Below are 11,900 nucleotides of genomic sequence, written 5' to 3'. Positions count from 1 at the left end.
CCTAGCATCTCGGCACGACGGTGGGTGCCCGGCGGACGTGGCACCGGCGGCCGAACCGGGTAGGAGTTCCAGACGGCCGGGCGGGGAGCGACCGCGACAGGCGGACCACGTGGACGCACCATCTCGCCACGTGGGCGGAGCATGAGGAGTGACGTCGGGTGACGATCGAAGCGACAACAGCAGCGCGGCCTGAGACCACATCGCGGCCTGAGAGTACGGCGCGGCCTGAGAGCGTGCGGCCTGAGAGCGTGCGGTCTGAGAGCGACAGCGCCGCCGCGGTCACGGGTGGGTCGGGGCTCGCGCAGCCGCGCTGGACCCACATCGCGCTGCCGTCGGGCGACCTGGACGCGTCCGTCGCCTTCTACACGAGCATGACTCCGCTGGTCGTGGTGGCCGAACGGGAGGACGCCGACGGCCGCAACGCCTGGCTGTCCAACCCCGGCCAGTGGGAGACGCCGTTCGTGCTGGTCCTCGCGGCGTTCAACAACGCGYGGGGCAGCCAGCAGGGGATCATGAAGCCGTTCGCGCACATCGGCATCGAGCTGCCTACCCGCGCGGACGTGGACAAGGCCGCCGACCGGGCCCGGGACGCCGGCTGCCTGCACTGGGAGCCCCGGGACATGCCGGACCCGATCGGCTACATCTGCGCCGTCACCGACCCGGACGGCAACGTGATCGAGTTCAGCCACAACCAGCGGGTGTTCTCGACCGTCCGCGAACTGTGGGGCCCGAAGTCGTGACCTCCGCACCACCCACGGACGGAACCTCGGCGCTCGGCTGGGAGCAGGCTCGCGGAGAGCAGACGCGCGGAGAGCAGGCGCTGGGCGGGGAGCCGGCGACATGGCCCGGCCTGCCCCGGCCGGCCGCGGCCTACATCGCGGCACTCAACGCCGGTGATCCGGACGCTGTCGCGGCCTGTGTGACCGAGGACTTCCGCAACGAGCACGCCTCGCCGGCGGGCCGGGGCTGTGTCGGGCGGGCTGCCTACCGGGAGCGCCTGCCCGGCTTCCTCGCGGCCTTCCCGGGGCTGCGGTACGTCCCGGACGGTGACCCGGTCGCGGCCGGTGATCGGGTCGCTGTGCCGTACCTGATGACGGCGTCGATGCCCGAGGGGGCGCTGCGGATCCGCGGTCTGTGGATGCTCACCCTGCGGGCCGGACTCGTCGCGCACCGCGTTGACTACTGGGACAGCGGGGCGGTTCCCGCCGGGGCGCGGCCCGCCGGCGGCGCGGCGACGCCGGCGGGGGCCGCCGCGGCGGACTGATCCGGCACGCTCCGGCGCGTCGTCGCGCCATCTGCGCACGTCGGTTCCGAGCTGCCGCCGCGTTGTGTAATCCTGCCCGCTGGACCTGCGAACCCGCAGGTGGGAAGCCCGCAACCGCCCACACGGGCTCGAGAGGACGTGACGCCAGGGTGTCACCCAGCAACCGCGTCGCGACGACTGTGGCGCCGCAGGCGCCCACCGAGCCCCAGGGCGGTCCGTGGCCTGCGCCCGGCATCACCCGGCCTGCGCCGGACATCACCGCGCTGGCCCGGGAGCTGACCGAGCTCGCGCTGTCGGGCAGCGACTGGCGCCCGGTCATCCGCCGGCTCGCGGCCGCGGCCGGTCGTCCGGTGCGGCTGCTGGGCGTGCACGGCGACGTCGTCGCGGCGAACCCGCCGGGCCCGGCGGGAACGACCGGCTGGGCAGGCCCGGCGGGAACGGCTGGGTCAGCCGGGTCAGCTGCGTCAGCCGCCGGAGTGAGCGGCGGACTGACCGCGCTGCTGACCCGGCCCGGATACACCGAGGTGACCTGTGCGGACGGCTGGCGCGGCCGGGGCGCGACCGTCCAGGCCGGCTCGCGCTACGTCGGGCTGCTCCTGATCGGTGTCGGCCCGCCGGCCCCGGAAACGGAAGCCGGCAGCGCTGGCCAGGATGCCGCCGATGATGATCGGGATGGCCTCGACGCACTGGTCAACGCCGCGCGGACCGCACTGGCGATCGTCGCGGTGCGGCGGGACGCGGAGGCCGCCGCGCGGGCGGAAAGCGCCAGCCGACTGGCGAACGAGCTCCGTTTCGGATCACCACGAGGCCACGACGAGATGCTGCGCTCCGCCGCGCGCTTCGGTCTCGACCTGGCCGTTCCGCACGCCGCCGCCCTGTTCTTCTACGACGGCCGGCATGGGCGGGCCTGGGGCACCGGCCTCACCTGGATCGAGTCGCCCACCGCGCGGGACGGTGAGCTGGGCTGGACGGTGCTCACCGGCGACATCGAGCGCGAGCTCGGCCGCATCCGGGACCGCCTGCAGGGCATGGTCGGGCCGGACCGCCCCGTCCTCGCGGCCGCCGGCCCGGTCGTTACCGACAACGGCTTCGACCTCGCCGAGACGACATCCTCGTTCAGCGAGGCGGAGGCGGTGCTGGCCCTGCTGCGCCATCGCGGCGACGGGATGACGCTGGTGCACTCGGAGCTGGGCCTGGCCGGCCTGCTGCTCGCGGTGCCGCGCAGCCGTCTGGAGGCGTTCACCCGCGCCGAGCTCGGCCCGCTGCTCGAACGGCCCGACCTGTTCGTCACCCTGGCCGCCTGGCTGGAGACCAACGGGAGCCGGGCCGCGGTGGCCGAACGCATCCACGTCCACCGCAACTCGGTCGGCTACCGGATGAACCGGGTCAGGGAACTGCTCGGTCTGCAGGACGACGAACCGACCCGCATGTGGCGCCTGCACGCCGCGGTGGTGGCCCGCGAGGTCCTCCAGGCACTGTCGGCGGCGCCCACGGCTTCCGCCGACGAGTCGGTCACCGAGCGTCGGCCGGTTCCGACGTAGCCTCCCGGCCTCCCGGACCGCCGGGGCACCAGGTCCGGTACCGCCCGGATGAGCCCGCCGATGTGGCCAGCTTGGGCCGTCCGCGGGCAACGCCGCCGCCGATGGCCTTGCGAGAATGGTGCGCGCCGGGAGGGCCGACAGGCCGGGCAGGAGGAGACGCGTCGTGACCCTTACGCCGGGGCAGCGGGGCGCAGGCGACGCCAACGCGCCGTCGCCTGCGGACAGCGTCACCGCCACGCCGCACCGCTCGCTGGTCACGTTGCCCCACGAGCGGGAGACCTTCGCCCGCATGCGCGGGACCGAGGAGCGGGTCGCGGACGCGATCACCAGGTCCGCGGGAAGGATGCGCTTCGCCTATCTGCACGCGGTGTGGTTCGCCGGATGGATCCTGGTCAACCTGGGCGTGTTCGGCAGTGCGGCGGTCTTCGACCCGTACCCGTTCGGTCTGCTCACGATGGTCGTCAGCCTGGAGGCGATCTTCCTGTCGACCTTCGTCATGGTGAGCCAGAATCGCCAGGCTGCCCGGGACAACATCCGTGCCGACATCGACTTCGAGACGAATCTGCGTTCCGAGGTCTGGTCAGCCCACATAGGCCGTTCGCTGGGGCTTGACGCGGAGCAGGTCGAACTGGAGGTCCAGCGGCTTGTCGCGCAGAGCCGGGCCCGGCTCGACGGCAGTCCGGCGGATCCGCCCGGGGGCCTTCCAGGTACGCCGGAACCCGCCAGCCTGCCGGAGTCAGCGTGATCGAACACCGAAGGTGATTCGTCCTCGCCCACCTTTCGTGTCTGCCGATGGTTCCGGATCTCGGGCTGTTCCGGCCGCCGATGGCTGGTCAGCGGCGTGCGGCTAACCGGTGGCCCACCCCATAACGGGCGAAGCGCGGGTCCCGATGGTCTGTTACGTAACCTGGCCGCCGTGAGTTCGTCTGAACTCACGTTGTGGTCGCGCATTCTGAAAGCCGCTCGTTCGGCGGTTCAGGAGCGTGCGCATCGGCACCTGGAAATATCGTGAATGCGGAGGGTGGGTTCGGTGCGAAATAACGTGAGCTGGCTCGTCTGCAAGGTCGGCTGTATCGAATGCGGAATCATCGAGGAGCCGGTGCTGAGGATTATCGGCGTGTACGCGGCGGAGGAGGAGGCAGTCACCTCCGCGCGTGCGGAGGCCCACACGATCGCGCGGCGTTGGGGAATGACGAACCCGGAGGAGCCATACCCGGTACGCGCCGCCGACGTGCTGGGCTCCCGGTTGGGCGCCGGCTGGATGTGGACCCCCGCCGACCACGAGCAGGTCTACGCGGTACAGGTCCCGTCCTGATCCGTTCCCGGGCCACGTCCTGATCCGTTCTGACCGCACGACGACCGTGGATGGCAGGCACCTCGCCCCTCCTCGGTATCCCCTGGCCACGCCGGGCGACTGGTCATGTCGCCCGGCGTGCTCCGTTTCGGGAGTGCTACGTCCGCTGTCCTGGCAGTTCCGGTGACAGTCGCCGAGCGGGTGGGTCCGACCAGCGTTTGTGCGCCCGGCACATCGGGCCTGACGCCGCCGGGACCTAGCGTCGGTGCCGGCGCGGGAAACGGCTCCGCCGAATCCCCCGCCCGGCCGGCTCGCCAGGGAGAAGACCGGTACCGGCTGTGGTCGGCGTTGGCATGGATAACTGCCAGAAACTACGGGAGGCGTGAGTGCGGGCGGTCGTACAGCACGGGTTCGGTGGCGTGGAGGTGCTCGCGGTCGAGACCGTTCCCGACCCTGTTCCGGGGGCCGGCGAGGTCGTCGTCCAGGTCGCGGCCTGCGGCCTGAACCACCTGGACGTCATGCAGCGCCGCGGTCCGGCGAAGATACCCGGGTTCGCGTCCCCGCACATCGCGGGAATGGACATCGCCGGCACGGTCGTGGCGGTCGGCCCGGCGGCTGGTGAGCTGCGTGAGGGCGACCGGGTGGTGGTCAATCCGGCGGTGCCGTGCCGGAAGTGCGAGACCTGCCTGCGGGGCGACGACGGTTTCTGCCCGGACACGCGGGTGCTCGGCGGCAACGCTCCCGGCGGCTACGCCGAATATGTGCTGGTCCCCGCGTTGAACGCACATCTCGTCCCCGATCATGTCCCGCTGGCGGAGGCGGCGCTGCTGCCGACGATCTGGACCACGGCCTGGCACGCGCTGAGCCCGGTCGGTGGCCTTCGCGAGGGCGAGACGCTGCTGGTGCACGCCGCCGCCAGCGGGGTGAGCCTCGCCGCGGTGCAGCTCGCCAAGCAGCTCGGCGCGACCGTCATCGCGACCGCGAGCAGCACCGACAAGCTGGCGTTCGCCGGCGGCATCGGCGCCGACCATCTGATCCTCGCCGGGGCGGGCACACCGTCCGAGCAGGTGGTGGGCGCGGTACGGGAGGCGACCGGCGGCCGCGGTGTGGACATGGTGCTCGACCATGTCGGCCCGGCGACGTGGCCGGCGTCCCTGTTCAGCCTGGCGCCCCGCGGGCGGCTGGTGTTCGTCGGCGACACCTCCGGCGCCGAGGCGACGGTGCCGCTGGAATACAGCTTCCACTTCGGCCTGAAGCTGCTCGGCTCCGACCCGTACCCGGCTCGCGAGTTCGGCGAGGTGCTGGAGCGTTACTGGCGTGGCGGCCTGGTGACGCCGGTGGACGAGGAGTTCCCGCTCGCCGACGCCGCCGCGGCGCAGTCCCGGCTGGAGGAGCGCCGGGCCGTCGGCAAGCTCCTGCTCCGGCCGTGAGCGTCGACCTGAGCGACCCGAGCTCGTCGACGGAGGTCGCCGCGGAGCCGGTCGTGCCCGGCCCGGCCCCGGTCTGGGAGGTGATCCACGGCTTCACCCGGTACTGGGCGGTCGTCGCCGCGCTGGACCTGGGCCTGCTCGAACAGCTGGCCGCAGGCCCGCGGCCGGCATCCGTGCTGGCCGTGGCAGTCGGCGTGGACGAGCACCGGACGGCGCTGCTCGCCGACACCCTGGTGGCGCTCGGCCTGCTCACCCACGAGCCTGCCGTCGGCTATCGGCTCAGTGCGGTCGCGGCAACGTATCTGCTTGCCGGCGCACCGAGGACGATGGTGGCGCTGGTCCGCGGCGCGCCAGGGCCGCACGAGCGGTGGCCGGAGCTCGCCCGGACGCTGCGCCGCGGCGCGCCGGCGGTGCGGATCGAGGACGACCCGGGCGGCTTCTATCCCGCCTTGGCCTCGGCCACCGCTCCCGTGCAACGGCAGGTCGCCCGCGCGGTCGTCGACACGCTGAGCCCGATCGGGCCGGACCCGCTGGTGATCGATCTGGGCGCCGGCGCCGCACCGTGGACACTGGCGTTCCTGACGGCGTGGCCGCGGGCCCGCGCGCTCGCGGTGGAGCTGCCCGAGGTCGTCGCCGTAACCGAAGGGGCGATCGCCGCGGTGGGTGATGCCGCGGTCGACGCCGTGCGGGCCGGTGCCCGGGTGCGGGTGGTGGCGGGCGATTACCACCAGGTGGAGCTTCCGGACGCCGCCGCCGACGTCGTCGTCCTCGGCCATGTGCTGCGGGCCGAGTCCGTCGCGGGAGCGCGCCGGCTGGTGGCACGGGCCGCGGCGGCGCTGCGGCCGGGCGGCACGCTGGTCGTCGCCGACTACCCGCGGCCGGAGGTGCCCACCGCACCGTCCGCTCCGGCCCTGCTCATGGGCCTCACCATGCTCGCGTCAACCGGCGGCGACGGCGTTTTCCGGGTCGCCGACCTGCACGGCTGGATGCGGGCGGCAGGCCTCGAACCGGCGGCGACGCTCCAGCCGCTGCCCGGCCAGACCGTGATGACCGCACGCCGCCCCTGACATCCCTCACCCACAACCAGGAACCGGAAGTGACGATGCCTCCCGAGGACCTATCTCCAGCTGGCTCCCCATCGGCCTCTGTGCCCGCGGCGGTGCCGGCCGGCGCGCCTGTGCCGGTCGACACGATCATCGCCGGAGCGGTCGTGGTCACCATGGACGACGAGCGCCGGGTCCTGCGCGACGGCGCGGTCGCGATCGCCGGTGACACGATCGCCGCCGTCGGCCCGACCGCCGAGATCCTCGCCGGGTACCGGGCCGCCGAGACCGTCGACGGACGTCGGTTCGTGCTGACGCCGGGCCTGGTGAACACGCACATCCACATCACCGGCGAGCCGCTGACCCGCGGCTACGTCCCGGACGACACCCCCTTCGAGGAGAACGTCTTCGCCTGGCTCTGCCCGCTCTACGCCGCCTACAACGAGCCGGAGGAGCGGCTGTCCGGCCAGCTCGCCGCCCTGGAGATGCTGCGCAGCGGCACCACCAGCTTCCTGGAGGCGGGCACGATCCGCTTCCTCGACGCCGTCGTCGACGGGCTCGAAGAGACCGGCATCCGTGGCCGGGTCGGCCGCTGGACCTGGGACCTGCCACCGGAGCCGGACGTCTACCGGCAGAACACCGACGACGCCATCAAGGGGCTGGTCGACGAGCTCGACCGGTTCGCCACCGCCGCCGACGGGCGGATCGCCGCCTGGCCGATCCTCGTCGGCCACAACACCTGCAGCGACGAGCTGTGGCAGGCGGCGGCCGGGCTCGCCCGCGAACGCGGCACCGGGCTGTCGTTCCACATGTCGCCGGCCGAGGTCGACCCGGCGTACTTCCTCGCCACCTACGGGCGCCGGCCGATGGAGCACCTCGCCGACCTCGGCGTGCTCGGGGACAACGTGATCCTCACCCATGCGGTGCACGTCGACGACGCCGAGATCGACCTGCTCGCGCGGACGGGGACGTCCGTCGCGCACTGCCCGACGACGGCGCTGAAGGTCTCCTACGGCGTGACGCGGATCGGGAGGTTTCCCGAGATGGCCGCCCGCGGGGTCAACGTCGCCATCGGCACCGACGGCAACAACGCCAGCAACTACTCCGACCTGATGCGCGCGACCTACCTGGTCGCCGGGCTGTTCAAGGACGGCCGCCAGGACCCGACGATGTTCCCCGCCGAGGAGGCGTTCGCGATGGCGACCGTCGGCGGTGCCCGCGGCCTCGGCCTGGCCGACGAGATCGGGGTGCTGGCGCCCGGACGCAGGGCCGACCTCGTCGCGCACGACACCGACCGCCCCGAATGGCGCCCGCTGCTCAACGTCGCCAACCAGCTGGTGTGGTCCGCCGACGGCCGCGGTGTGCACAGCGTGTGGGTCGACGGCCGCCGCGTGGTCGAGAACTACCACCACACGGTGATCGACGAGGAGGCGCTCTACGCCGCCGCGCAGACGGCCGGAGAGGCGATCACGGCCCGCTCCGGACTGCCCGCGAAATCCCGCTGGACGCTGGTCTGACCGCCCGCCAGCAGCTCCGCCTCTGCATTCCGCCTATCAGGAAGACGCCATGACGGTACTCACCCCGCAGCTGCTGGAATCCTTCGTCGACTCCGTGCGGCCGACCGCGCAGGCGGTCACGCTGCCACCTGCCGTCTACACCGACGCGGAGTTCTTCGCCTTCGAGAAGGAGGCCGTCTTCGGCCAGGAATGGCTCTGCCTCGGCCGGGCGTCCGACGTGCCGAACCCGGGCGACTTCGTCAACGTCGACATCATCGGTGAACGGCTCACCATGGTCCACGGGCAGGACGGGCGGATCCGGGTGCTCTCCCCGGTCTGCCAGCACCGCGCAATGCTGGTGAGCGAGGGCAGCGGAAACTGCCGCGCCTTCAAATGCGCCTACCACCACTGGACGTACGGCCTCGACGGCAGGCTGGTCGGCGCCCGCGAGATGGGCCGCACGGAGGGCTTCGACCGTTCCCGGCACGGCCTGCCGTCACTGCCCGTCGAGCAGTGGCAGGGCTTCGTCTTCACCAGCCTGCGGGCCGACCCGTCGCCGCTGGCACCGAGGCTGGCGAAGCTCGACGCGCTGCTGGCGAACTTCGAGCTCGAGCGGTGCGTCACCCGGAACTCCTTCTCAAGTCCCTCCATGCCCTGGAACTGGAAGGTGATGTTCGAGAACTTCAACGACGGCTACCATGCGAGCCGGCTTCACGCCGGCGTGCACGACTTCTGCCCGAGCGACCGCTCGGAGTTCCTGCCCTACGACGAGGATGACGCGGCTATCGCCCGTACGAACGGCTTTCTCTACCCCGACGGCGGTTTCAACGCGTTGCAGCGCGCGCTGCTGCCGGTCTTCCCGGGAATCACCGAGGAGGAGCGCTCCCGCGCGGCGTTCGCGCTCGTCCCGCCGACGCTGTGCATCGGGGTCGCGCCGGACCAGGCGTTCTACTTCCTGATTCGTCCGGTCGATGCCGGGCACATCGCGGTGGATGTGAACTACCTGTTCCATCCGGACGCGCTGCGCGACCGCCTCTTCGAGGAGAAGTACGAGCTTTCCAACGCCGGGGTCAACGGCATCGTCGCCCAGGACGTCGAGGCGACGACCGGCGTCCAGCAGGGGCTGACCAGCCGGTTCGCCCCGCGCGGGCGCTACTCCTACCTGGAGGAGGCGCAGGCGCAGTTCAACCGCTGGCTGGTCCGCCGCTACACGGCGCACTGGCCGGGCGCCGATGACGCCGCGGTTTCCGCAGCCGGCGCGGGACCGGTGCCGGCCGATCCCGCCGCGCCAACCGTGGCGACGGTCCGCTCGGCGGGAAACCGGATTCCTCCCCGGCCTGAAGGCCGGAGTTTCCTCCGGAGTTCCCGATGACTACCCTGAGCACCGGCTCGGTGGCCGCAGGCACCGACGGCGCCGCGTACCTGCCCTCGACACCGGACACCGTCCGCTGGGGCTGGCTGCCCAACGCCGAGTCGGCACCCGTTCTGCGGGTCGCGCCGGGCAGCGCGGTCACCATCGACACGGTCAGCCATGAGGGGATCATGGAGGATCAGGGCCGGGACCCGCTGGCGTACTTCGGTGCGCACGGCGCGCGGCCGGGCGAGGTGCCGGCCGACCAGGTGGCGATCGCCGCGTCCGGCATCGCGCACGACTTCGACGCCGGGCCACATGTCGTGACCGGCCCCATCCAGGTCGACGGGGCGGTGGCCGGGGACCTGCTGCGGGTCCGGGTGGTCGGCCTCGACCTGCGCGCCCCGTTCGGTGTGATCAGCAACCGGCACGGGCTGGGCTGCCTGGCCGGCGAGTTCCCGGAGGGCACCGTCCGCCACCCGGACGCCGACGTCGCCCATCCCGACCGCTACGGCTCGGTGTGCACGTTCGTCCGGACCCGCCGCTCCGGCGGCCGCGACTACGGGGTGCTGCCGTTCGGCAACCCGGGCCTGCCCGGCGCGGAGGCGGTGTTCCCGCTGGCCCCGTTCCTCGGCGTGATGGGAGTCGCGCCGAACGTCACCGAACCGGTGCCGTCGGTGCCACCGGGCGGCCACGGCGGCAACGTCGACGTGGCGATGCTCGGCGCCGGCAGCACGTTCTACCTGCCCGTCCAGGTCGACGGTGGGCTGTTCTACGTCGGCGACCCGCACTACGCGCAGGGCGACGGCGAGGTCGCGCTCACCGCGCTGGAGGCACCGCTGCGCGCCACGGTGGTGCTGGACGTCCTGCGCGGCGCCGAGGCCGACCGGGTCGTCGGTGTGCTGCGTGAGCCCTTCGGTGAGACGGACGCCTACTGGCTGCCGCTCGGCATGGACCGCGACCTCGACGAGGCGATGCGCAAGGCGACCCGGGCCGCCGTCGCGTTCCTGTCGACGCGGATGGGGATGAGCCGCGCCGCCGCGATGGCGTATCTGTCCGCCGCCGGAGACTTCGCTGTCAGCCAGGTCGTCGACGACGTCAAGGGCGTCCACTGCAAGATCCGCAAGAGCGACTTCCCGGCGGCGTGATCCTTTTGCCCGAAGCCGCGGCCGGCGCGACCGCAGCCTCCGCCGCAGCCGCGGCCGCGTTCGCCGCCGGCGCGGGCGGGCGGCGGAGAAAACGGTTCGATCCCGTGCATACGATGCCTGGGCTGTCGTTCCCGCCGTGCCGCCCGCGGGTGAATCCGGCCTGACCAGGTCCGGCGAGGCCTGGTGGTACCCCCGGAGGGCATGTGGTGGAGCAGGTGGGAGCGCACGCGGCGTGGGCCGAGGCCGGCCCGGACCTGGAGGGGACGCTCTTCCCCGCCGGCCCGCCGTTGCCGATCTGGGAGGTCATCGCCGGCTACACCCGCTACTGGGCGGTCGTCGCCGCGCTCGACCTGGGTGTCTTCGAGGCGCTCGCGGACGGGCCCGGCGGGGTGGACGAGCTCGCGGCGCGCACCGAGGTCGCGCCGACCCGGCTCGTCGTCGTCCTGGACTACCTGGTCGCCGCCGGCCTGCTGGAGGCCGCCGGGGAGCGTCGTTTCGCGCTCACCCCGGCGGCGCGGTGCTTCCTGCTGCGCGGCTCCGAGCTGTCCATGGCCGACATGCTGCGCTTCTCGCCCGGTCCGACGTCCGCCTGGCCGGAACTGTCGGCCACCCTGCGGCGCGGCCGGCCGACCCGGTCCGTCGAGGACGACGCCGGCCTGTTCTACGGGAGGCTCGCCCAGGCGAGCGCGCCCACCCAGCGGGCGGTCGCCGCCGCCGTTGCCGCCGACCTGCCCGATCCCGGCCCGGACGCGCTGGTGCTCGACCTCGGCGCGGGCGCCGCTCCGTGGGCGATCGGGATGCTGCAGGTCTGGCCGCGGGCGCGCGCTCTCGCCGTCGACCTGCCGTCGATCATCCCGTTCGCGCAGGCCGCGGCAGCCACCCACGGGGTGGCCGACCGTCTCGAGGTGCAGGCCGGCAGCTATCTGGACGCCGTCCTGCCCGTCGGGGAGGCAGCGGTGGTGACCATCGGGCACGTCCTCGGGCTGCAGTCCGCCGACCTGGCCAAGGCGCTGTTGCTGCGAGCCAGGGGAGCGATGCGCCCCGGCGGCTTCGTCGTGATCTCCGACTACTACCGCCCGGCGCAGCCTCCGACCGGCCGCGACCTCGAAGCCGCGCTGCCGCAGTCGATGGCGCTGACCCTGCTGGCGAACACCTGGGAGGCCGAGGTGATCGAGCTGCCGGTGCTGATGTCGTGGCTGGCCGAGGTGGGCCTGGTGCCCTGGGCTGTCCGTTCGCTGCTGCCCGGCCAGCTGGCCGTCATCGCCACCGAGCCACCGGGGGCATGGTAGTCGTGCCCCCGGTGGCTTCCTTGCCGGCAGCTTCCGCGCATACA

General features: G+C 72.8%; 11 protein-coding genes. All 11 read left to right on the top strand.

The features are described 5' to 3' along the window. Positions 1–248 precede the first annotated feature (248 nt). The 11 genes from CcI49_RS04680 (at position 249) to CcI49_RS04630 (ending at position 11,856) form a co-directional block, all read left to right on the top strand. Positions 249–740 (top strand): VOC family protein, encoded by a 492-nt coding sequence (locus tag CcI49_RS04680; RefSeq protein ID WP_076824924.1) that lies wholly within the window; start codon positions 249–251, stop codon positions 738–740. Further along, positions 737–1,264, top strand: coding sequence for a nuclear transport factor 2 family protein (locus CcI49_RS04675; protein ID WP_063793130.1), 528 nt, complete (start codon positions 737–739; stop codon positions 1,262–1,264). The genes CcI49_RS04680 and CcI49_RS04675 overlap by 4 nt, the downstream gene beginning before the upstream one ends. A 149-nt stretch (positions 1,265–1,413) precedes the next feature. Continuing rightward, the gene (locus tag CcI49_RS04670) at positions 1,414–2,805 is read left to right on the top strand and encodes a helix-turn-helix domain-containing protein (RefSeq protein WP_076824557.1); all 1,392 of its coding nucleotides are present in this window, start codon (positions 1,414–1,416) and stop codon (positions 2,803–2,805) included. A 163-nt stretch (positions 2,806–2,968) separates the two neighbouring features. Beyond that, on the top strand, positions 2,969–3,550 hold the full coding sequence (locus CcI49_RS04665; protein WP_076824555.1) for a DUF1003 domain-containing protein: 582 nt from the start codon (positions 2,969–2,971) through the stop codon (positions 3,548–3,550). A gap of 285 nt (positions 3,551–3,835) precedes the next feature. Beyond that, positions 3,836–4,120, top strand: coding sequence for a hypothetical protein (locus tag CcI49_RS04660; RefSeq protein ID WP_054567898.1), 285 nt, complete (start codon positions 3,836–3,838; stop codon positions 4,118–4,120). 365 nt (positions 4,121–4,485) lie between these two features. Further along, a complete protein-coding gene (locus CcI49_RS04655) occupies positions 4,486–5,529 on the top strand; it encodes an alcohol dehydrogenase catalytic domain-containing protein (RefSeq protein WP_076824553.1) in 1,044 nt (347 codons plus the stop codon). Further along, positions 5,526–6,596 (top strand): class I SAM-dependent methyltransferase, encoded by a 1,071-nt coding sequence (locus CcI49_RS04650; RefSeq protein WP_076824551.1) that lies wholly within the window; start codon positions 5,526–5,528, stop codon positions 6,594–6,596. The genes CcI49_RS04655 and CcI49_RS04650 overlap by 4 nt, the downstream gene beginning before the upstream one ends. A 110-nt stretch (positions 6,597–6,706) precedes the next feature. Next, positions 6,707–8,089, top strand: coding sequence for an amidohydrolase (locus CcI49_RS04645; protein ID WP_241839894.1), 1,383 nt, complete (start codon positions 6,707–6,709; stop codon positions 8,087–8,089). A 49-nt stretch (positions 8,090–8,138) separates the two neighbouring features. Beyond that, on the top strand, positions 8,139–9,440 hold the full coding sequence (locus CcI49_RS04640) for an aromatic ring-hydroxylating dioxygenase subunit alpha (RefSeq protein WP_241839893.1): 1,302 nt from the start codon (positions 8,139–8,141) through the stop codon (positions 9,438–9,440). Beyond that, positions 9,437–10,567 (top strand): acetamidase/formamidase family protein, encoded by a 1,131-nt coding sequence (locus CcI49_RS04635; RefSeq protein WP_076824547.1) that lies wholly within the window; start codon positions 9,437–9,439, stop codon positions 10,565–10,567. The genes CcI49_RS04640 and CcI49_RS04635 overlap by 4 nt, the downstream gene beginning before the upstream one ends. Positions 10,568–10,770: 203 nt before the next feature. Next, complete coding sequence (locus tag CcI49_RS04630; RefSeq protein ID WP_054567517.1) at positions 10,771–11,856, top strand: class I SAM-dependent methyltransferase; 1,086 nt, start codon at positions 10,771–10,773, stop codon at positions 11,854–11,856. Positions 11,857–11,900 lie beyond the last annotated feature (44 nt).

Origin of the sequence: Frankia sp. CcI49, assembly GCF_001983215.1 — a bacterium.
In the GTDB taxonomy this organism is placed as follows: Bacteria; Actinomycetota; Actinomycetes; order Frankiales; family Frankiaceae; genus Parafrankia; species Parafrankia irregularis.
The sequence above is the reverse complement of the archived record's forward strand: the minus strand, read 5'-3'. Positions and strand labels throughout refer to the sequence as shown.